Below are 22173 nucleotides of genomic sequence, written 5' to 3' on the forward strand. Positions count from 1 at the left end.
CGACGTGATGCACTTCCGGTTCAACGTCTGATCGATACCATCGTCTCGATCAGTCCGGGACGACCGGAATTGTCTCTGAACGCCTACGAGGATCGGGGCAAGGTCCGATGTCCGACCCCGCACATTCCCGCGCCAGCTTTCGCAGCGACTGGCGGGCCCCCTCCAGTTGAGCGATCTCCTGATCCAGGTGAACCAGCCGCGCCTGCGCCATCTCCCGCGCTCTTGGCCGGTCGCCGGTGTGATCGAGACTGATGAGCTCGGCGATCTCGTCGAGGATAAACCCCGCCGCCTTGGCTGAACGGATGAAGCGCAGACGCTTCACGTCCTCCTCGCCGTAGTGCCTCTGCCCACTGACACCTCCCGTTGCAGCCGGACGAGGGTCGAACAGCAGCCCCTTGCGCTGGTAGAAGCGCACGGTTTCAACGCCGACGCCGCTAGACCGGGCAAGTTCAGAAATCGTCAAAGCCATGCTTGACTCGGTACCATGGTACGGGAGCTATAAGCCGTCCCATGATACATGACCAGACGCTCGACCAGGCCACCGAAAGTTCAAAAGCCAAGAAGGCCGTGCTCTACCGCATGGTCATGGACAAGCACACCTGCCCCTGGGGCCTCAAGTCGAAGTACCTGCTCGAAAGGCTCGGCTACGAGGTCGAGGACCACTGGTTGACGACCCGCGAGCAAGTGGACGCCTTCAAGGCCCGGCATGGGGTGACCACTACACCCCAGACCTTCATCGGCGGTAAGCGGATCGGCGGCCATTCCGACCTTCGCGCCCATTTCGGCCTGAGGCTCCAGGACCCGAAAGCGACGAGCTATCGCCCCGTGCTTGCGGTATTTGCCACCGGGGCCGGACTTGCGCTTGCGGCAAGCTGGGCGGCATTCGGCACGCCGTTCACGCTGCGGGCGGCGGAATGGTTCGTTTCCATGACGATGATGCTGCTCGCCATGCTGAAGCTGCAGGACGTCGAACAATTCTCGACCATGTTCCTGGGCTATGACCTGCTGGCCAAGCGCTTCGTGCCCTATGCCTATGCCTATCCGGTGCTGGAATGGACGGCGGGCGCGCTCATGACCGCCCATGCCCTGCCCTGGCTCTCGATCCCGATCGGCCTCGCGATCGGCGGTATCGGCGGCATTTCGGTTTTCTACGCTGTCTATATCCAGAAGCGGGAACTCAAGTGCGCCTGCGTCGGCGGTTCCGGCGCGGTTCCACTCGGCTTCGTCTCGCTTACCGAGAACCTGTTCATGGTGGCCATGGGGCTGTGGATGCTGGCGCGGATGATATAACACGACATCGACCTGTCACGGAACGCGGGTTAGAGGGCAGGCATGAAAAGACTCGTCGCACTGCTGCTGGGCACTTTTGCCGTACTTGCCTCACCCGCGTCCGCCAGACCGGCGAAAGACCGCCGCGATCCGGTCGTCATTCTCGTCTCGATCGATGGATTCCGTGCAGACTATCTCGACCGCGGCATAACCCCGAGCCTCTCGAAGCTTGCGGCCAGCGGCATCAGTGCCGCCATGCGCCCCTCGTTTCCTAGCAAGACCTTCCCCAATCACTGGGCCCTGGTGACAGGCAAGGTGCCGGACCACAACGGCATCATCGCCAACAGCTTCGAAGATCCGGCACATCCCGGCCAGAAGTTCACGATGTCGAGCGACGAGCCTTATTGGTGGGATGAGGCCGAGCCGATCTGGGTCACTGCCGAAAAGGCCGGAATCCGCACCGCAACGATGTTCTGGCCCGGCTCGAACGTAGCCTGGGGCGGAACCCTTGTTACGGAACCCTGGAAACAGATCACCGGCGGCACCCGGCCAAGCGACTGGCAGCAGTTCAACCAGGCGGCGAGCCCGGTCCAGCGGGTTAACGCGGTGCTGGACTGGTTGCGGCGTCCCGCCGCCATCCGGCCCCGACTGGTAACGCTCTATTTCGACGATGTAGACACGGCCGGGCATCGCTTCGGCCCCGACGATCCCCGCACGAATGCCGCGATAGCGGAAATCGACCGCGATATCGGCGCGCTCGTCGCTGGCCTGCGCGAACTCGGGCAGCGGGCGAACCTCATCGTGGTGGCCGATCACGGCATGGCCTCGGTTTCCAGCGAACGTACCATCCCGCTGGACGCCGTTGCCGATCCCGCGCTTTACAAGCTGGGAGAGGCCGGGCCGTTCGCCGCGCTTGCGCCAACGCCGGGCAACGAAGCCGCGCTTGCCGCAGCGCTGCTGAAAGCACATGACCACATGCAGTGCTGGCGCAAGCAGGACATTCCGGCTCGGCTGCGATATGGCACAAATCCTCGGATCGCGCCGTTCTTCTGCCTAGCCGAAACCGGCTGGCAGATCAGCGCGAAGCTGCCTGCGAAAGCCTCCACCGGCGGCACTCACGGTTATGACAATGCCGCACCCGAAATGGCCGCGCTGTTCATTGCCAGCGGGCCGGACTTCGCGAAGCGCGGCAAACTGGCACCGTTCGACAATGTCGACGTCGCCCCGCTGCTGCGTGACCTCCTCAAATTGCCGCAGGCGAGCGACGGCGACGGCAACGATGCACCGTTCCGCAATATCGTGAAGCAGCGTTAGGTACTCAGCCCCGGCAGGAAACCTCGCCCTCGGCCATGAAGGCAACGCGTTCCTGTGCGTCATGAAGAATGAGCTTTGCCGGCCAGTGCATCGTGCCCGATCCGCTGCCCTTGCCGGGCAGACTCACGAGATCGACCCAACTGGCCAGACCGACGTAAGTGGAGCGTGCATTGCCCGGAAGCTGCGCGCTCTCAACCTTGGCAGCGTAGCGCTTGAGGTCTCCTGCGATGCGCATGAAACCCTCTTCCTCGTTGGCGATGAAGATCGGGTCCTTCTGGTCCGGCTTGCGGAAAGCGCAGCCGGGTTTGTCGAGACCGTAGCGGGCCACGTCGATCTCGGTGATCGGCCGGGGAATGATCGGCTTGAACGGCTCCTTGCTCATCCGTTCGACCTTCGCGATATCCTGCGCATCCTCCGCCGCCTGCCCCCCCGGATCTTCCTGCCCGCAGGCGGAGAGAAGAGTGACGATGGCCAGCCCAAGGATCGCATTTTTCATCATTTTCGCCCGAAGAGTTTCTCTATGTCCTGATGGGCAAGTTTAACCCACGTGGGGCGGCCATGGTTGCATTGGCCCGAACGCGGGGTGCGCTCCATTTCGCGCAGCAGCGCGTTCATCTCGGCGACAGAAAGCGAACGGCCCGCGCGGACCGATCCGTGGCAGGCCATCGTCGCGAGCACGAGATCCAGCTTCTCGCCAAGCAGCAACGCATCGCCGTTCTTGGCCAGATCGTCGGCAATATCGCGCACGAGCGCAAAGATGTCGGACTTGCCCAGCACCGAAGGCACCGCGCGCACCAGCATCGCGCAAGGGCCGAAACGCTCGAGCACGAGTCCGAACCGGGCGAGATCGGCGATCTTGTCGTCCAGCGCATCGCACGCCGCTTCCTCAAGCTCGACCACTTCGGGCAGCAGCAGGGCCTGAGACCGCACCATCGCGTCCTCCGCACCGGCGGCCTTGAGCCGTTCGAGCACGAGGCGCTCGTGCGCGGCGTGCTGATCGACGATGACGAGGCCGTCGTCCGCTTCGGCCACGATATAAGTGCCGGCCACCTGCCCCCGGGCCACGCCCAGCGGATAGCGCAGCGCATCCTCCGGTCCGTCGGGCACGGGTTCTGCGCGTCCGGACGGCTGGGCCATCACTTCGGCCTCATAGGAGCGCCAGACTTCCCCTGCTTCACCGACGCGCGAAGGCGCCGGGCGGAAATCGGAGTGGGATTGCGGCGTCGAATACTCGCGGGCGAAGAGAGAACCCAGCGCCGGCGCAGGTGCAGGCGCTACAGGTTCGACCTGCCACATCCCCATCGCCGCGACCGAGGCGGGCTGCGCACTCTTCTGACCCGAAGATTCCAGCGCATGGCGCAACGCGCCGACCAGGAAACCGCGCACAAAGGCGGGATCGCGAAAACGAACCTCGGTCTTCGCGGGATGGACGTTGACGTCCACGTCCTCGGGCGGAATCTCCAGGAACAGCGCGAGCACCGCATGGCGATCGCGCGCCAGCATGTCGGAATAGGCGCCGCGCACCGCCCCCACCAGGAGGCGTCCTTCACCGGACGGCCATTGACGAAAAGGTACTGGTGATCGGCAACGCCGCGATTGTAGGTCGGCAGGCCCGCCACCCCGGTGAGCCGGGCAGTGCCGCGCTCGGCTTCGATCAGGACACCGTCTTCCGCCAGTTCACGCGCAACGAGACGGGCCACGCGCGCCGCCAGTTCCTCGCGCGGCTGCACCGCGATAACGCGGCGGCCGTCATGTTCCAGCACGAACCCGATGTCAGGTCGCGCCATGGCCAGGCGCCGCACGACATCCTGACACGCCGCATATTCGGAACGCGGCGAGCGCAGGAACTTGCGCCGGGCGGGCACTTTGCCGAACAGATCCTCAACGCGGATTCGCGTGCCGGGCGGCAATGCAGCGGGACCGTCGGCGGCGACCAGTCCGTGGTCAACCACACGCTTCCAGCCTTCCGCCGCCTCATGCGGGCGACTTTCGATGGTCAGCCGCGCAACCGATCCGATCGAGGGCAATGCCTCGCCGCGAAAGCCGAGCGTGGCGACCAGTTCGATATGCTCGTCAGGCAGCTTGGAGGTCGCGTGGCGCTCCAGCGCCAGGGCGATCTGTTCCGGCTCCATGCCGCAGCCGTCGTCGGTCACCTCGATCAGGTCGAGGCCGCCCGAGGAGATCCTCACGGTGATCTGCGTGGAGCCCGCATCCACCGCATTCTCGACAAGCTCCTTGAGCGCGGAAGCCGGACGCTCCACCACTTCTCCCGCAGCGATGCGGTTTACGAGGTGTTCGGGAAGGCGACGGATGGTTGGCATGCAGAGTCTCTTGTCCGGTTGCGCGCAAAGCGTCAAACCGCCGGCGGACGGGCGATCTCGCCACAATCTCGATTTGTTCGAAAGACTAGCGACGAAACGCGTGGAATTCGAGACAGGCTCCGTACGATTCCCCCATGAAATCGACACAAATTTTTGGCGTTTCCCGAATCGATGGGCTAAGGGGACCGCTCCCATGCCAACCTGCCTGTCGCTCCACGGGAAATTCCTGTGGCAAGCAACCGGAAAGACAACGGATTACTGATGGCCTCGCCCTTCTCGCGATTCTTCAAACTCGGCTCACAGAACATGGCGATCGATCTTGGGACCGCCAATACGCTCGTCTACGTTCAGGACCGCGGAATCGTGCTGAACGAACCTTCGGTGGTGGCGATCGAAACGCTTAACGGCGTCAAGAAGGTCAAGGCCGTCGGTGACGACGCCAAGATGATGATGGGCAAGACCCCCGACAACATCGAGGCCATCCGCCCGCTGCGCGACGGCGTCATCGCCGACATCGAAATCGCGGAAGAAATGATCAAGCATTTCATCCGCAAGGTGCACGGCAAGAAGAACCTGTTCCGCTATCCGGAAATCGTGATCTGCGTTCCCTCGGGCTCGACCTCGGTCGAACGCCGCGCCATCCGCGATGCTGCTCGAACGGCTGGCGCCAGCCAGGTCTACCTGATCCTCGAACCGATGGCCGCGGCGATCGGCGCCGACATGCCGGTTACCGAACCGGTGGGTTCGATGGTGGTCGACATCGGCGGCGGCACCACCGAAGTCGCCGTGCTTTCGCTGCGCGGTCTCGCCTACACCACCTCGGTCCGCGTCGGCGGTGACAAGATGGACGAATCGATCGTCTCCTACGTCCGCCGCCACCACAATCTCCTGATCGGGGATGCCACGGCCGAACGCATCAAGAAGGACTACGGCATTGCCGTCATGCCTGCAGACGGCATCGGCGAAACGATCCACATCAAGGGCCGCGACCTTGTGAACGGCGTCCCGAAGGAGATCACCATCTCCCAGGCAAATGTCGCTGAGGCACTGGCCGAACCGATCGGCGCCATCGTCGAAGGCGTCCGCATCGCACTTGAAAACACCGCGCCGGAACTCGCCGCTGACATCGTTGACCAGGGCATTGTGCTCACCGGCGGCGGCGCGCTGATCCAGGGCCTCGATGATTACCTGCGCGAAGAAACCGGCCTGCCGGTCAGCGTCGCCGAAGATCCGCTGTCCTGCGTCGCACTCGGCACCGGCCGTGCGATGGAAGATCCGATCTATCGCGGCGTGTTGATGTCCGCCTGATCGAGTTCGGGGTGGCAGCGGCCCTACGGTCCGCCACCCCGCTGATGTCCCGGCGGTATTGCCGCCGGTCTTGAGGTTCGAGCGGCCCTTGCACGTGAAGTGGCAGGGCCGCCACTACGAAGGAGTGCATGGCGCATGGCGCCGCCAGCAAACAGGCGCTCCAGCTATTCGCGCAGAGCGCAATACACCACCTTCCTGAGCTACACCGCAGGCGTTCTGGGCGCCGTGGTCGGGCTGGGACTCGTGGTCGTCTCACTCGTCAACCCCGATGCCTTTTCAGCGCTGCGCGGCCTTGCCGACGATGCGTCGGAGCCGGCTGCGCAGGTTTCCGCGCAAGGGCGCGACATGGGTCGGGACGCCTGGGCCACGGCCACGGGCTTCCTCCATTCGGGGAGCGAACACGCACGCCTCAAGCGCGAACTTGCCGAAGCCAAGGTCCGCCTGTTCGAGGCAGCGGCCACGAAAGCCGAGAACCAGCGCCTCAAGGATCTGATGAATCTGTCCGAGAAGGACGGCGGCGCCGTGACCTTTTCTCGGCTAACCTCGTCCACCAGCGCCAGTTCGCGCCGCTACGCCACACTCGGCGCCGGGGCGGACCGCAATGTGGCCAAGGGCATGCCCGTAAGATCGCAGATGGGTCTCGTCGGCCGGGTTCTCGAAGTGGGCACCTCCAGTGCCCGCGTCCTGCTGGTGACGGATAGCGAAAGCGTCGTGCCGGTTCGCCGGGCGACCGACGGCGTTGCCGCCTTCGCTCAGGGCAACGGCGATGGCACACTGCGCATCCGGCTCATCAACCTTGGCATCAATCCGCTCAGGAAGGGTGATGTCCTCGTGACCTCGGGCTCGGGCGGACTTTACCGTCCCGGAACGCCGATCGCCATCGTGACGGAACTGATCCGCGACGGCGCCACTGCCCGCGTGCTCAGCAATCCTTCCGACACCGATTACGTCATGGTCGAGAAGAGCTGGTCTCCCCCGCCGCCCCCACCTCCTGCAAACGACGGTACGGTCAAGAAGCCCTGATGTTTTCCCGCAACGGCCCCCGCTCCCGCCAGCGCATAAATCACGCGCCATCGCGGCTGCTGGCTCGCGGCTTTCCCTGGCTGACGATCATGCTCGGATCGCTGGTCCCCGGCTGGTTCATGATCGCCTCCGCGCCGGTCATGCCCCCGCTGGGGTTCCTCGTCTATCTCGGCTGGCGTCAACTTCGCCCGGGCCTGCTGCCGATCTGGGCCGGGCTGCCGCTGGGCCTGTTCGATGATCTGTTTTCCGGACAGCCGTTCGGCTGCGCAGTCCTGCTATGGTCGCTCACCGCCATCGCGCTGGAAATCGTCGAAGCGCGCCTGCCTTGGCGAAACTTCGTCACGGAATGGCTCATGGCCATGGGCCTCATCGTCGCCTATATTCTGCTGAGCCTCGCCCTTGCGAACATCGCAGGCGCTGCTTCCCCTCTTCAAGTCATCGTGCCGCAGGTCGTCATCTCCGTGCTTTCCTATCCCCTCGTCGGCCGTATCGTGGCCATGTTGGACCGGCTCCGGCTTACGCCGATCGTACTCCTGCGATGAAGATCAGCTTCAAGCGGTTCTTTCCGCAACGCCATGTCAGTGCGGGCACGCTGCGAAACAGCTTCGACCGGCGCAGCATCGTGCTGGGTACCATGCAGGGCGGAATCGGTGTCCTGCTCGCCACCCGCCTCGGTTATCTCGCGGTCGCGCAGAACGCCAAGTACGAGCTCGAAGCGGAAAGCAACCGGGTCAACCTCTCGCTGATCCCACCGCGTCGCGGCTGGATTCTCGATCGCGCCGGCACGCCGCTCGCCTCCAACCGGGCCGACTTCCGGGTCGACCTGATTCCCGAGCGCCTGCAGGATATCCCGCACACGATCCAGACCCTGGGCAAGTTGCTGAACCTGTCCCCGATCGCGCTTCAGGATCTTGAGGACAAGCTCGACAAGGCACGCGGCTTCGCCCCGGTCGAAGTCGCCAGCGGGCTGGACTGGGAGCGTTTTGCCGCTGTCAGCGTGCGGCTGCCCGATCTGCCGGGCGTCGTCACCCAGCGCGGCTTTTCCCGCTTTTACCCTCTGGGGCCATCGGTCGGCCACCTCATCGGCTATGTCGGTCCGGCCTCCGCCGAGGAGTACGAGAAAGACCATGATCCGGTCCTCATCACGCCCGGCTACAAGGTGGGCAAGGACGCGCTCGAGAAGTTCTACGAGAAGGACCTGCGCGGCAAGCCCGGCGCCCGGCGTGTGGAGGTCACTGCCTCGGGCCGGATCGTCCGCGACCTCGATACCCGCGAGGACGTTCCCGGAAAGACGCTGAAGCTCACGATCGACGCCGGTATCCAGGAATATGCCTCTCGCCGGATCGGCCCCGAATCGGCGGCGGTGGTGGTGATGGATTGCCAGACGGGCGATATTCTCGCGATGTGCTCGATGCCCAGCTTCGATCCCAACAGCTTCTCGGACGGCATCGGTCGCCTCGAATGGAAGATGCTGTCCGACGACGACCATGTGCCGCTGCGCAACAAGGTTCTGCGCGGGCTCTATCCGCCCGGTTCGACGGTAAAGCCGATGGTGGCGCTGTCCTTCATGGAAGCCGGGCTCGATCCCAAGGAATCGGTATTCTGCGGCGGCGGCCTGCGGGTGGGCAACCGCGTGTTCCACTGCTGGAACCGGCGCGGGCATGGCCAGGTCAACATGGCCAAGGGCATCTACCAGAGCTGCGACGTCTACTTCTACCACTTTGCCCAGCGCATGGGGATGGACCCGATCGCGGCGATGGCGAGCCGGCTGGGCCTTGGCCACGATTTCCCGCTGCCGGTATCCGGCCAGTCGTACGGCACCGTGCCCAATCCGGCGTGGAAACTGAAGAAATACGGCAAGGAATGGCAGACCTTCGACACGGTCAACGCCACGATCGGCCAAGGCTACTTCCTGGTGAACCCGCTGCAGCAGGCCATTCAGGCAGCCCGCATCGCCACGGGCCGCGTCATCATGCCGCGCCTCGTCCACGGGCATGAGCACGAAGTCGCCCCATCACTGGGCATTCCCGACGACCACCTCGCCTATGTCCGGCAGGCCATGTCGGATGTCGCCAACGGCCCCGGCTCCGCCCGCCACGCGGCCCTGCCCTTCCCCGATATCAAGCTCGCCGGCAAGACCGGCACGGCGCAAGTCGTCGGCCTCAACATCGGCAACGGCAAGGGCGGCTTGTGGAAGCACCGCGACCACGGCCATTTCATCTGCTTCGCGCCGGTCGACAACCCGCGCTATGCCTGCTCCGTCGTGGTCGAACATGGCGGCGGCTCAGGCGCGGCCTATCCGATCGCGCGCGACGTGCTGACTTACGTCTTCGACAAGCAGAAGGGCATGGATATCCTGACCGAGCTTGAGAAGAAGTGGGGCGGAACTCCCACAGAACGCCTGGATGCGCGCTACCGCACCTATTCCGCGCAATATGGCGTCGGCGCCCCGGCTGTTTCGGCCGAGGAGGAGAATCGCAAGCTCCAGGGCGCCGAATCGGGTCAGGACCCAGCGCAGCCTATCGTCAACGAAGCCCAGGCCCCGGCACCGGAGCCCGGCTCCAACGATCCGCCTCCTGCCGCACCGCCTGCAAGCGCGCCGTCGCCGGCTACCACGACCGCCCCGCAAACCGGACCGGGAGGCACGCAGTGATCAGCCGTTCCATCGTACCGGAAGCCATCGCACGCCAGCCCTGGCACATGCTGATCCCCCTGATGGGACTGGTATCGCTGGGCGCTGCAGTGCTTTATTCGGCGGCAGGCGCAGCCTCCAGCCTTATGCGCTCAGCCATGTGATGCGCTTCCTGATCTTCCTGGTCATGGCAATCGTCATTTCCCGGTTCGGCCGCGATTTCTTCAGAACGGTGGCCTATCCGGTCTACGGCGCGATCGTCCTGCTGCTCGTGCTGGTCGAGGCTATCGGCGCCGTGGGCGGCGGCAGCCAGCGCTGGCTCAACCTGGGCTTCATGACCCTGCAGCCTTCCGAACTCATGAAGCCGCCATCGTTCTCGTGCTCGCGCGTTTCTACGAAACGCTTCCGCATGCAATGACGGCAAGCTGGCGCGGACTGGTTCCGGCGGGTGTCCTGATCGGAATTCCGGCGCTTTTCGTAATGATCCAGCCAGATCTCGGCACGGCCCTGGCGATCTGCTTCGGCGGCGTGGTGACGATGTTCCTTGCGGGACTGCCGATCTCCTGGTTCCTCGGGGCCGGCCTGACCGGCGCCATCGCCGCGCCGATCGCGTTCTTCACCCTGCTCCACGACTATCAGCGCAACCGCGTGCTCGTGTTCCTCGACCCCGAAAGCGATCCGCTCGGCACCGGCTATCACATCACCCAGTCCAAGATCGCCATCGGCTCGGGCGGCCTGTTCGGCAAGGGGTTCGGCAATGGCACGCAGAGCCATCTGCAATACCTCCCCGAATCGCATACCGACTTCGTCTTTGCCACGATGGCCGAGGAATGGGGCATGGCCGGAGGGCTGTTCGTGCTCTTCGTCTTCGCCGTGGTGCTGTCATGGGGTCTGCGCGTCGCGCGAAGTGCACCGGATCGCTTCTCCAGCCTGCTGGCGGCGGGGATGTCGGCCACGATCTTCTTCTATGTGGCGATCAACCTGATGATGGTCATGGGGCTGGCCCCGGTCGTCGGAATCCCGCTTCCCTTCATGAGCCACGGCGGCACCTCCATGCTTACCAACATGATCTGCCTCGGCACGCTTATGGCGGTGAACCGCTGGAATCGGCGCCCCGGTTCAATCTTGTAAAATTCTTGAATTTTCCCCTTCCCATCCTGAAAACACACGCTATAGGGGCCTCTCCGCCGCCGGATGGTCGGGCTCGCAAGGCCTGACACGGCAGCCCAGGTCAGGGTATGTGGACGCATAGCTCAGTTGGTAGAGCAGCTGACTCTTAATCAGCGGGTCCTTGGTTCGAGCCCAAGTGCGTCCACCATTTCCTTCCCCTGCAGTCCTGACACAGCCCCCGCTTCAACGCGCGGTGCCTTCCAGGCCCCTCTCCCCGAATCATTCAGTCAGCCGGGTCAGCACCCGCGAGACTTGTCGTGGTCATTGTGGCTGCTCCCGTGTTCATGGCCCTTGTCCGGGCGGCCATTACCCCAATGGTATTTATCGCGCCCTTGAGCGGGCCGGGACGGAACGGGGATTTCCCGAATCGTTCCTGCGCATAGGACGATTTCCCGAAGGTGCTCCCATAAGCCTTGGTGCCGGCATTGGCCTGGGCCGATGCCGACAGCGCAAGGCCCAGGGCCATTGCAGCGATCACTGTTTTCTTCATTGCGGTCCCTATCGGAAGATGATGGACACCGGCCAGGCGGGGGCATCCCACGAGGCCGGAATACCATTATCGGCAGGGCATGGTTTCATCGCGCTTTCGGAAGAACCCTTAGAAGACCGCATAACGCCGGCTTAACGATACCCGGAACCCGCGCGCGAATCAGCGCCGCTGAGCTGCCTTTACGGCAAGCTTCCTGGTGAATGGCCGCATTTCCGGCCGGGATGTAAACAGGGACATCGGCCTTCACCGCCCTTTCGCGAAGCGATGCTTCCCCGGATCAGAACCCTGCCGACAGGGTATCCTTGCGCGCACCGCGGATACCGTATGCCTTGTCGAGATCCCCGATCACGCGGCTGCCCAGAGGCGAAAGGAACTCGATGCCGACACGGCTCTCGCGAATCCAGCGGACATGCGCAGGGATCGCCTTGAGGTGCGCGATGCGCAGCGCCACGCTCTGGCCCGGCTCGAAATCTTCCGCGTTGCCGACAATGCAGCACCCGCCCTCGGAAATGTCGGACAGTTCCACAGCGAAGACGTGCCAGCTCGACTTGCGGCACCTCGCGCGCAGCAGGACTTCATGACGCTCGCTGAGCCTGTCGCAAAAACCTTCCGTCCGCATCACCGCCCCTGATCCTACCGATGGAGCGGATCACTAGCAGCGACAGGTAAATCTACGGTTGCGATACAGGAACTGGCCGAGGCGAAGCGCCGGCTTCTCCGGGCGGAGTTCCGGTACCCGCTATCTGGGCATCGATATCCTTCGCGGTCTCGCCGATCTTCTTGCTGGCGGTCTCATACCGCTCATCGAAACTCGGCTCCCGGTGGCAGGCGGAAAGCGCCAGGATCGCCACCAGGAGAAGGCTGCAACGGCGCATCAATAATCCTTCTTGATGCGCACGTTTAGGCTGTTGACGCCCGATCCGCCGGCCTGGCTGAGAACCGACAGCCACTTGGTCACGCTGACTTCGAGCTGCGTGGCGGTGAAGCCGCGCGCGTCAGTGATAAGCTCCACGTAGATGTCATCGGTGAGGTACTGGCCTGCCGCCAGCGCCGTCCCGCGTCCGCTCGCTTCGTCGGGGCTGAGAATCCGCAGCCGGTCGATCCCCGCGGCAGACCGCAGCTTGCCGAGCGGGTTGATCCCGCCGCCGGTGGCCCGCAACGAATTGAGCGACGATGCAAGCTGCACCGCCTGGATCGCGGAGAGGTTTGCGATCGAACTGCCGAACAGAATGCGCGAAAGAACCTCGTCATCAGGCAGGCTGGGATCGGAACTGAAATCGATCTGCGGGTTGTAGGCCCGGCCGCTGACTGAAACGGTTACGTCGATATCGTCGATCGTCTCCGTGGCGGTGATGGCCACGGTAGGGTCGATCGTCTGACCGCCGTTGAACGAGATGAGACCGTCGGAAAGTTCGAAGGAACGACCCGCGAAGCCCAGAGTACCGCGCACGAGCTTGACCTCGCCCGCCATGCTCGGCGCCGAACTGGTTCCGCTCAGGCGGAAATCTGCGCTCCACTCGGATTCCAGCCCCATGCCCGAGACATAAAGCTTTTCGGGCGCCTTGAGATGAAGATCCAGCCGGACCGAGGAAAACGCGCTCGACATCGGCACGGCGGGCTCGTCGCCAGTGACGCGCATCGGGCCGGAACGCGGCTTGAAGCGCACCCCGGTGAGATGCGGCACTTCCACAGCGCCCTGGCGGACGATCTCGTAACGGGTTTCGGGAAGCCGCAAGTCACCGCTCAGAAGCGGTGTCTCGCCCGCACGCTTGGTGAGGTTGAGCGTGCCCGTCGCACTGGCGGAAAGAGAATCGCTGCGCGCCAACCTTGCCCGGTCGAGCTTGACGTCGAGATCCATCGGATAGCCGGCATCAGCCGCCAAGCTGAGACGACCGCTCGCGCTGACCGTGCCGCTGCCGGCATTGGCGTTAAGCGAGGTCAGCTCGAAGGAATTGCCGTTGAACTTGCCGTCCAGCGTCATGTTGCTGAGCCGGGTTCCATAGGCCTGATATTCGTAAGTAAGATCCTTGCCCTTCACCAGGCCGGTTATGCAGGGATCGGTAAGGCGGCAGGAGAAATCCGCCGCCACGCCAACCGATCCGGTGAGCGTCTGCCCCGGCTGTCCCGCGAAGGAAAACAGCGTGTCGGCAGGACCATTGTAGCGGATGCCACCACCCAGCGGCGCCTGGAACAGGCGCGTGCTCCAAGCCCCCTCGCCCGGCGGCAACGGTCGCAGGCTGGCGACCATGCGGCCGATCACGCTGCCCTGCTTGCGGAACACCGCCCTCGCCTCCCCGCCATCGGGTAGGAGCTTGCCAACGAAGTTGATGTCGACCGGCTGGCTTACCGTGCTCGAACTGGTTCGGGTGAAATTGACAAGGCTCATGCGTGCGTCGGCGCGCGGGAAGGCCGTGGAACTGGCCTGTTCGAAATCGAAGCTGCCGCTGGCCTTGCCGCCCAGGCCATAGCCGGGAACGAATGCATTGATGAGCCCGACATCGACGTTCTCAAGCCGGCTCTGGATTTTCATGCCGGCGCCGTAAGTACCGGCGACCTTTGCCGTGCCCTGTCCGAAACCTATGGTGGTGGGCAGGAGTTCGTAGCCGCCGTCCTTGGGCAGGATCCGTGCCGGAGACTGCGTCTTGAGGGTAAGGCCACGTACCTTGCCCTCCAGCGCCACGCGCCAGAGTTCAGGGGCAAGATCGGCGTTAAGCGCGACCCGGAACGGAACGCCGCTGACGCCTTCCACAAGACCCTTCGCCTTGCCGCGCCCATCGCGATAATCCACGAGGACACGCGCCGCAGCGAGATTGAAGGCGCCGATGGTCGTGCCCGCAATCTGCGCATCGGCGACGACTGCAGGCTGGTCATACAGCACGGCGCGGCCGTCGATGATCGCTGAACCGATCGTGAGATTGGCGGGTCCAGCGAAGACCGCATCCTTGGCGCGCAAGTTGAAGTCGACAGCCTGGTACTTGCCCTCGGCGTCCAGCCTCAGCGCACCGCCGATGCCGTTGCCCTTGGCGGTCAATTCGCCCGCGAACGGGCCGGAGGCGGTCTGCACCATTCGCCCAGCGAAATCGACGCCCGAAAGGTTGGCGCTGTTGATGTCTACCGCCATCTGCTTGCCGAGCCCCAGCGAGACATCGGCCTTGAGCGGGCCGTAATCGGTGTCCCCGGTCATGTCGAAGCGATAGCCGCCACGAATGCCGGTGATCCCTGCATCGAGGTTGGCAAGACCGATCCCGAGGCCCGGACGTTCCGCCGTGACATGCGCATCGGGGTTTGCGATCGTGCCCGTCACGCGCACGCCGATAGCGCCGTAACGGGTGGAACTGCCACGCGCGGCCAGCGATATGCGGCCATTGGGCGACCAGCTTCCCTGCCCGCCCTGGACCTTGAGTTCGGGCGCGTTGAGCTGCAGCGAGGAAAAGCGCACGACGCCGTCCGGCCCATAATGAACGCGTGAGGATGCCGCGAAATTGCCGCCCAGATAGGTCTGGAGGCTCTCGTTCAGAAGCTTGGTCGAACGCGCACGCACGGTCCCGTCCAGCGCGAAGCCACTGCCTTCGCTCTTCAGGTCCATGTTGGTGCGGATGTTGAAGATGCCGACGCTGTCCAGCCGGTAATTGTCGATCTTGCCGTCAATGGCGCCGGTGTAGAAACCCTTGGCGACGTCCGCCACCAGGATCAGCCCGGCATCGATACGATCGGATTTCAGCCGCATGTTGTCCGACAGCACGCGCGTCCCGTCGATGGCGAGATCGCCGTTCAGCGTGACGTTGGCGAGCGAACCGCCTGCAACCGTGTCCAGCCCCGTCACCCGCTGCACGCGTGCGGACACCGGGATCAGAATCTTGTCTGCATCCACGCGCGCCGCGCCGCTGGCGGACAGGCGCTCGAGCCCCATGTCGTTCATGACCACGCGGGCGGCATTGATGCGATAGGCAACCTTCGGCGTGGTGAACGCACCGTCAAGCGCGAGGGCCGCGGTCAGGCCCGAACCGCTGAGGTTCGGCGCCAGCGCTGCCGGCTTGAGCAGGGCGAAGTTCAGCTTCAGGTCCTGGAAACTGTTGTTGGAAAGGTCGATCACCCCGTCCGGGGTCAGCGTGAAGGCATCGCTCCAGACCCTACCGGTCAGCGTCGCGCGCCGTTCGGCCAATGCCGCCGTTACATCGAGGTTGGTGATCGGGCCAAGCAGGCTTGCGGTCGGCCCCGTGAGCAGCCGCGCGACACGCGTTGGCCCCTTGATCGCGAATGTTCCTTTCCGCGCGGTCAGCGCCAGCCGGGCCAGTTCGCCATCACCGAGATCGGCATCGAACTGACCGTTCCACGCCTTCCAGTCGCCCTTGCCGCCCAGCTTGAGCCGCAGCGGCTGCTTGAGCCCGCCCAGCGCAGCGATGACCCCACCGGTCGGGGCATCAAGGTCAACGTCGATCGCCAGCCGGTTCTTGGCAGGCACCGCGTCTAGCAGCAGGTTGAAGCGGTCCCCGCCTTCCTTGCCCTCGATCGCAATCGTGCCGCCCTTGGCCGACACTTGCGCGCGGCCATCGGAAATGTGCGCCTTCCCGTCGATGGTGACGATACGGCGATTGCCGGAAACCGGCGGCTCCGAAATGAAGCGGTCGATCCGCAACACGCCCACGTCCACGTCAAGGTCGGGAAGCAGCGGTTCGTTGCTGGGCGGCGTTGGCCTGAACTTGGGGACACGCCGCAGGATCATCCGCTGCGCCGTGGCGCTGCGCACGTCCACATGGTTTTCGAGATAGGCGAAGGGGCGCCAGTCCACATCGATTTCGGGCGAAAACAGGAATTCGCCCTGCGGATCGCTGACGGAAAGATCGTGCAAGGTCATGCGCTTGTAGAGCGAACCCTCGATCCTGCCGACCTTGATCCTCATGCCGTTCTGGAACTGCAGTCCCGCGATCTGTTCGGCCACGAAACGGTGACCCGGCCCGGTATCGATGCCGAAGATGACCGCCGCGACCAATACGATCACGCCGAGCACCAGCCCGACCACCGTCTTGAGCACGCGAATGCGCAGGCGGCGTCCGAGCGTGGGACGCGGCTTGCCGTTCTCGACCGGCGCTTCGGGCTCGTCGGCCGGGATCATGGTGTCTTCTTCCGACATCAGAATGCCTGCCCAATCGAAACGTAGAGGTTGAAGCGCGATTCACCCGGTTGCCGGGCAATCGGAGTCGCGATGTCGAGGCGCACGGGGCCGAAGTTGGTGTAGAAACGGCCGCCAAGACCCACGCCGTAGCGCAAGTTGTTGAACTGCGGCATCGTCTCCCGATAGGCCTGCCCCGCGTCGACGAATGCCACCACGCCGTAATTGCCGAAGCGATAGCGCGCCTCGACCGAACCTTCGTTGAGACTGCGCCCACCTACGGCGGTACCGTCTGCCGCCTGTTCGCCAAGCGCCTGGTAGGCATAGCCGCGAACGGAGCCACCGCCGCCTGCATAAAGCCTGCGTGACGGCGCAATGTCGAACAGGCCAGCGCCCTGGATCGTACCGAAGCGCACACGGCCGGCGAGAACGAGGCTGTCCGTCACCGGGTAATAGGCCGAAGCATCTACCCGCGCGCGGACATAGGGGTCAAAGCCGTTGCGCACGGTGGCTTCGGGCTGGATCAGCGTGGTCAGGCGGTAACCCTTGGTCGGATCGAGCAGGCTGTCCGTCTGGTCGAGCCCGATCTGGCCGTTCACGCCTGCGACGTAATAGAGCTTGCGGTCGCGGTTGCCGGTCGTGCGATTATAGTCGGTTTCCGCCGTTCCCAGCATTTCGATGCCGAATGCGTAAGTGTACTTCTTTTGCCAGATCGGCGTGGAATCGCGCGCGATACGCGCTGCGATGCGGCCGGTGTAGGCACTGTAGGCGTCGTAGTCGTTGTGGAAGGCCTCGGCCACCAGTTCGAACGTCCGGTCTCGCTTGCCCGAATTGGAACGACGGAAGGTCACGCCCGCGCCCTGCTGCCGGGTACCGGCTATGGCCTTGGCGATCAGCGCGCCTTCCGGCGGGAACATGTTGCGATGTGTCCAGGTTGCCTGGGCGGTGATGCCCTCGCCCGTGGCATAGCCCAGAGAACCGGCGATCGTGCGTGGCGGCCCGGCATCCTGCTGGACGTTCAGCGTCACGTATTCCGTACCGTCGCCAACTGCCTCGCCGGTCTTGCGCGGCTCGACCGAAACGGTGGAGAACAGGCTCGTCGCCACCAGCGCCTTGCGCAGGTCGTCCACCTTTCGGCTGTCATAAAGTTCGCCGCGCTTGAAACGGGCGAGTACGCCAACATGTTCGGCATCAAAGGCCAGGTCGCCCGAAGTGGTGAAACCGCCGAACCGACCGCGCGGGCCGACGTCGACAGGCAGCGTGTAGACGCCGTCGGCGCTTTCCTGATCGAGCAGGATGTCACGGTCACCCACCTTAGCGAAGGCATAGCCGTTTTCAGGCAGCGCCAACGCGACTTGCGCTTCGGCACCCTGAACGCGCTGGGCGACGATCGGCTCACCGACCTTGATGGAAAGGTTCCGGGCGATCAGGTCCGCCGGCACTGTCGGATCGGCCTTCACCACGATATCGGAGAAAGTATAGCGCTTGCCCGGTGCCACCGAAACGACCGCGACCAGCCCGCCTTCGGCCGCCGGTTCGATGCGGGTGTTCACCACGGGCGAATACCAGCCCTCGGACGCCAGCACGGTCTGCATCAGCGCGCTGTCTTCGGTGAGCCGGGCATTGAGCATCGCCACGTTCGCCGCCTTGCCGCCGCCCTTCTTCAGGGCGGAAAGCGACCGGAACTCGCTGCGCATGTCCGTTTCGGTCTCGTCGTCAGCGGTCGCCAGCCCGTCGATCCGGATTTCGTAAGCGACTTCAACGTCCTTGGTATCTTCTTTCTTTTCCGCGAACTGGACGGGCGTCACCTCGAACTGGTCGATCGCGGGCAGCGGCGCGTTCAGTTCAGCATCGCGAACCGGCGCATCGCCGATCTCCTCGGTCGTATCGCCATCCGACAGGGCTGGATTGCCGAGCGGAGCAGACTGGCCTTCCCGCGGCTTGGCATCGGTCTGTTCGCTCGCCATGCGGCGCTCGAACGCCTCGATCGATTCCAGCGGCTTGTCGAGTTCCGAATCGTCCTGCGGATCCAGCCTGGGGATCGCCTTGTTGAATTCGTCATCGGGGATGATCGTCTTCACTTCCGGCAGCGGCAGGTTTGCAGGCGGAGCCGGCACGACGATCTTGCCGGCCTGAACCCCGTCATCTTCGATCGCCGGGGACGCAGCAGGCGAGGCCGGAGCGGGCGCTGCAGCTTGCGGCTGCACGGCGCTACTGTCCTGCGCATGCACAGGCGCTGCCGACAGGGCCAGCAGGATGGAAATGGTGGCAAGTCCCGCACCGTCGCGCAGCGAAAGGGAACAAGCCGGCTTCTGAGAGATTAGCCAAGGCATGAGCAGCGCGATGTAACACCCCCTGTCGAGTATGGGCAACAGGCCCCCTCGTGGATTACCCTATCGCATTGCAACAGCGAAAGTTCCCTGTCGCAAGTGGGTTTGTAATGAAATCTGATGAAGGATCACCGACGTCAATGCCGGAGACCACCGGAGACACTCTTCACACCGGACCCCTTGCAGGAACCGACGCCAACGCACCGTGGCAAATCCCCGGTTCCGCCTGGCTGAAAATCGTCAAGCGGGTTTACCGGATGAGCGGCTTTCACGAACTGGGCCTGCTTTCCGCAGGCCTTGCCTTCTACTGCTTTCTCGCATTGACGCCGCTGATCGGCGCCACGGTGATGATCTACGGCCTAATCGGCGATGTCGCCACCGTGCACGATCAGATGCAGAGCATTGTCGAAGTCGTTCCTCCCGAAGTGGCCCGGATGCTGGAGGAACAGTTGCTCCAGATCGTCACCACCAGCCGAGGCGTAACCGGGTTCGCGCTGTTGATCGCGCTGTTCTTTGCGATATTCGGCGGCATGCGCGCGGCGAACGGCATGATCAGTGCGCTGAATGTCATCAACGAGGAGCGCGAGACCCGAGGAGTGATCTCGCTGACCGTGAGGGCCCTCGGCCTCACCGTTTCGGCGATCCTTATCGCGCTGACCGGCGTGCTGTCCGGCGGCGTCTTCGCATGGCTGCAGACGCAGACCAGCGTCTACCTCGGTGATGCGACGGCGATCCTGTTCAAGTGGCTGACCTGGATTTCCGCTGTCGCCCTCGGCAGCGCGGGTTTTGCCCTCATCATGCGATATGGCCCCGACAGACGTCCCGCGAAGTGGCGCTGGCTGGCTCCCGGGTCGCTGCTGGCGACCTTGCTGTGGATCGGGGTATCGTTCGGCTTCTCGCTCTATGTCGCCTATATCAGCGACTACAATGCCACTTACGGGTCGCTGTCGGCCATTGTGGTGTTCCTAATGTGGCTGTTCCTCTCCGCATACGGCGTCCTTCTCGGCGCGCTGGTGAATGCCGAGATCGAGCGCCAGACCTACTGCGATACGACCGTCGGCCCCACCCTCCCGGCCGGGGAACGCGGCGCCGTCCTGGCCGACCTCGTGGACAACCGCGTGCCTTCGATCGGGGATCTCGAACGCCGTAAGCGTCGCCGTGCGGAGCAGGCGCGCCAGGGAACCGAATAAGGAATTATTGGGTCAGGCAATCCTGAGCGGGCGCCGCCGGGCGTCGAGTTGGATGACCAGATTGGCGCGAGCCGGCATCTCCGAGAGTATCCAGCGCGTGAGCCGCTCGTAGTGAGCGATGAAGCGCGCAATCCGGTCCTCGTCCATGACATGCACGCCCTTGTGCTCCTCTCCGGCAAGGTCGCGTTCCTGTTCCAGTCGCCAGTCGTGGACCACCTCGAATCCCGGCGAGGCAAGCAGGACCAAACGGTCGATCCGCGCGAACAGTCGCTGATAGACGTCGCCCAGCGCATCGTTGACGTAGCGGCGCCATCTGCCATCGCCATCCTCCTTCGCCTCAAGCGCGTTGACCGGGTCGACCAGCGCACTCGAAGCTTGCGGAAAGGCACCGACGCACCAGCCCTCGAACACCAGCACTTGGCAGCCCGGCTGCACGATAGGCCAGTCCCGCTCGGCCAGCCGATCGTCACTGGCCTTGTCGAAGCGCGGCAGCGCCACCGGAATCCCGCTTCGAGCGCATCCAGGATATCCAGCCCGAGCATGACATCATGCGTGCCCGGAACCCCTCTGGTCGCGAGGAGGGGGTGGACGGCGCGCGACAGTTCCTGCCGCTCCTCGTGCCCCAGATAGAGGTCGTCGAGCGAGAGCGCGGCAGCGGAAAGCCCGGCCTCGCCGCATGCTTCGATCAAAGCGCGCACGGCAGTCGATTTCCCAGACCCCTGCGCGCCGCAAATACCGATGACCACAGGCCACATCCGCCGACCGGCCAGAGCCGAATGCACCTGCTCCATGATCGCCTCGACAATGGCGGGATCAGGAGAAGGCGCAGGACGATCGGCGCTGCCGTGAAACTTTCGGTCCATCATCTCTTTCCTGCTGCAGCGTGGGGACCTTAGCCGTAGAGAAGCGGGTGCACGATGGCGAGACTTCGCCTCGGACCCGCCGCTCTGCGCCCCGAAATGCCATCGTCCATGCCATCGTCGCGGCGATCAGCCGGAAGGGCTGTTGATGCCTCCCCCTCACTGCGACTAGCTACACCCACAAGAATGCACGCGCGGCCCGATGCGATCCCGCACGCCCCGCGACGGGAGAGGGAAAGGACACCGAGATGACCGACGTTCTGGGATATCAAGGCAAGCGGGTAATCGTCAGCGGCTGCTTCTCGGGCATGGGCGAGGCGACGGCAAAGATGCTGGTCGAACTCGGCGCCGAAGTACACGGCTTCGATTTTCGCGAAAGCTCCGTGCCGATGGCCTCGTTCACGCAGATCGACTTGCGCGATCCCGCCACGATCGAAGCCGCGGTTGCCGGCGTGGGCGGCAAGGTAGACGCCCTGTTCAACTGCGCGGGCCTGCCCGGCGGCGGCGGCTTCCCGCCGCTTGACGTCATGAAGGTCAACTTCCTCGGCACTCGCCACCTGACCGATCAGGTCGTTCCGCTGATGGGCGAAGGCGCCGCCGTTGTCTCGATCGCATCGACCGGCGGCCTCGGGTGGAGCCGCCGCATTCCCGTGCATATGCAGCTTCTCACCACGCAGGGATTCGACGCCGGCCTCGCATGGTGTGAAGCCAACCTCGACCAGGTGGCGGAGGGCTATGCCTTCTCGAAGGAAGCTGTCATCGTGTGGACTCAGTTCATGGGCGCGCAGCTCATCAAGAAGGGCATCCGCATCAACTGCTCGCTGCCCTCCCCCACCCAGACGCCGATGATGGCGACCTTCCATGCCACTTCGGGCAAGGACGTCGTGGATGCCGCCGCAGAACCGCTCGGCCGCTACACCACGCCCGAAGAACAGGCCGGCCCGCTGGTGCTGATCAATTCGAATCTCGCAGGCGTCGTCAACGGCATCGTCATGCCGGTGGACGGGGGCTTCATGGGCGGCCTTGCCACCGGGCAGGTCGACATCACCCGGATGATGAGCAAGCAGCCCGCCTGACGCGGCCTGACATCGCCGATTTTGAGAGGGGCCGGACGATATGTCGTCCGGCCCCTTTTCCTCCCTCTTTTCCCTATGCG

Annotated in this window: 15 protein-coding genes, 1 tRNA gene and 3 pseudogenes; 10 read left to right on the top strand and 9 right to left on the bottom strand. The window is 64.2% G+C overall.

Going from position 1 to position 22173, the window contains the following annotated elements:
• Nucleotides 1–49 precede the first annotated feature (49 nt).
• Complete coding sequence (locus ADT71_RS05415; protein WP_054435667.1) at nt 50–469, bottom strand: MerR family transcriptional regulator; 420 nt, start codon at nt 467–469, stop codon at nt 50–52.
• A 41-nt stretch (nt 470–510) separates the two neighbouring features.
• Here ADT71_RS05415 and ADT71_RS05420 point away from each other — a divergent pair, with 41 nt between their 5' ends.
• Together ADT71_RS05420 and ADT71_RS05425 are read left to right on the top strand one after the other, a co-directional pair.
• Nucleotides 511–1290 carry a MauE/DoxX family redox-associated membrane protein gene (locus tag ADT71_RS05420; RefSeq protein WP_054435669.1) on the top strand — a complete coding sequence of 260 codons (780 nt, stop codon included), beginning with the start codon at nt 511–513 and terminating at the stop codon, nt 1288–1290.
• Between the two features lie 42 nt (nt 1291–1332).
• Nucleotides 1333–2583, top strand: a complete 1251-nt coding sequence (locus ADT71_RS05425) for an ectonucleotide pyrophosphatase/phosphodiesterase (protein ID WP_054435670.1) — start codon at nt 1333–1335, stop codon at nt 2581–2583.
• Between the two features lie 4 nt (nt 2584–2587).
• On the opposite strand, the gene ADT71_RS05430 is transcribed toward ADT71_RS05425, so the two are convergent.
• Both ADT71_RS05430 and mutL read right to left on the bottom strand, forming a co-directional pair.
• The gene (locus tag ADT71_RS05430) at nt 2588–3079 is read right to left on the bottom strand and encodes a hypothetical protein (RefSeq protein WP_082370171.1); all 492 of its coding nucleotides are present in this window, start codon (nt 3077–3079) and stop codon (nt 2588–2590) included.
• Nucleotides 3079–4904, bottom strand: a pseudogene (mutL, locus tag ADT71_RS05435) (DNA mismatch repair endonuclease MutL). The gene ADT71_RS05430 and the pseudogene mutL overlap by 1 nt, the downstream one beginning before the upstream one ends.
• Before the next feature lie 261 nt (nt 4905–5165).
• Between mutL and ADT71_RS05440 the strand changes: the two are divergent.
• The 6 genes and pseudogenes from ADT71_RS05440 (at nt 5166) to ADT71_RS05465 (ending at nt 11185) form a co-directional block, all read left to right on the top strand.
• Nucleotides 5166–6212, top strand: coding sequence for a rod shape-determining protein (locus ADT71_RS05440; RefSeq protein ID WP_054435721.1), 1047 nt, complete (start codon nt 5166–5168; stop codon nt 6210–6212).
• 135 nt (nt 6213–6347) lie between these two features.
• Nucleotides 6348–7235 (top strand): rod shape-determining protein MreC, encoded by an 888-nt coding sequence (gene mreC / locus ADT71_RS05445; RefSeq protein WP_054435675.1) that lies wholly within the window; start codon nt 6348–6350, stop codon nt 7233–7235.
• Nucleotides 7235–7777 carry a hypothetical protein gene (locus tag ADT71_RS05450; protein WP_054435676.1) on the top strand — a complete coding sequence of 181 codons (543 nt, stop codon included), beginning with the start codon at nt 7235–7237 and terminating at the stop codon, nt 7775–7777. Before mreC ends, ADT71_RS05450 begins: the two co-directional genes overlap by 1 nt.
• Nucleotides 7774–9888: a penicillin-binding protein 2 gene (gene mrdA, locus ADT71_RS05455; protein ID WP_054435678.1), complete on the top strand. Its 2115-nt coding sequence runs from the start codon at nt 7774–7776 to the stop codon at nt 9886–9888. Before ADT71_RS05450 ends, mrdA begins: the two co-directional genes overlap by 4 nt.
• Nucleotides 9888–10998, top strand: a pseudogene (gene rodA, locus ADT71_RS05460) (rod shape-determining protein RodA). The gene mrdA and the pseudogene rodA overlap by 1 nt, the downstream one beginning before the upstream one ends.
• A gap of 111 nt (nt 10999–11109) precedes the next feature.
• Nucleotides 11110–11185 (top strand) — tRNA-Lys (locus ADT71_RS05465).
• 75 nt (nt 11186–11260) lie between these two features.
• On the opposite strand, the gene ADT71_RS05470 is transcribed toward ADT71_RS05465, so the two are convergent.
• The 5 genes from ADT71_RS05470 to ADT71_RS05490 all read right to left on the bottom strand — a co-directional run bounded on the left by ADT71_RS05470 (nt 11261) and on the right by ADT71_RS05490 (nt 18970).
• Nucleotides 11261–11515: a hypothetical protein gene (locus tag ADT71_RS05470; protein ID WP_156336490.1), complete on the bottom strand. Its 255-nt coding sequence runs from the start codon at nt 11513–11515 to the stop codon at nt 11261–11263.
• Nucleotides 11516–11804: 289 nt separating this feature from the next.
• A complete protein-coding gene (locus ADT71_RS05475; protein WP_054435682.1) occupies nt 11805–12146 on the bottom strand; it encodes a PilZ domain-containing protein in 342 nt (113 codons plus the stop codon).
• 52 nt (nt 12147–12198) lie between these two features.
• Complete coding sequence (locus ADT71_RS32965) at nt 12199–12402, bottom strand: hypothetical protein (RefSeq protein ID WP_054435684.1); 204 nt, start codon at nt 12400–12402, stop codon at nt 12199–12201.
• Nucleotides 12402–16658: a translocation/assembly module TamB domain-containing protein gene (locus ADT71_RS05485; protein ID WP_054435686.1), complete on the bottom strand. Its 4257-nt coding sequence runs from the start codon at nt 16656–16658 to the stop codon at nt 12402–12404. The genes ADT71_RS32965 and ADT71_RS05485 overlap by 1 nt, the downstream gene beginning before the upstream one ends.
• On the bottom strand, nt 16658–18970 hold the full coding sequence (locus tag ADT71_RS05490) for an autotransporter assembly complex family protein (RefSeq protein ID WP_054435687.1): 2313 nt from the start codon (nt 18968–18970) through the stop codon (nt 16658–16660). The genes ADT71_RS05485 and ADT71_RS05490 overlap by 1 nt, the downstream gene beginning before the upstream one ends.
• A 137-nt stretch (nt 18971–19107) precedes the next feature.
• Here ADT71_RS05490 and ADT71_RS05495 point away from each other — a divergent pair, with 137 nt between their 5' ends.
• Entirely contained in the window at nt 19108–20157 is a 1050-nt protein-coding gene (locus tag ADT71_RS05495) for a YihY/virulence factor BrkB family protein (RefSeq protein ID WP_054435689.1), read from the top strand.
• Between the two features lie 12 nt (nt 20158–20169).
• Here the strand turns inward: ADT71_RS05495 and ADT71_RS05500 are convergent.
• Nucleotides 20170–20948, bottom strand: a pseudogene (locus ADT71_RS05500) (kinase).
• 317 nt (nt 20949–21265) lie between these two features.
• Here ADT71_RS05500 and ADT71_RS05505 point away from each other — a divergent pair.
• On the top strand, nt 21266–22093 hold the full coding sequence (locus tag ADT71_RS05505; protein WP_054435691.1) for a coniferyl-alcohol dehydrogenase: 828 nt from the start codon (nt 21266–21268) through the stop codon (nt 22091–22093).
• Nucleotides 22094–22173: the final 80 nt, after the last annotated feature.

It is taken from the genome of Novosphingobium sp. ST904, assembly GCF_001298105.1.
Lineage (GTDB): Bacteria > Pseudomonadota > Alphaproteobacteria > Sphingomonadales > Sphingomonadaceae > Novosphingobium.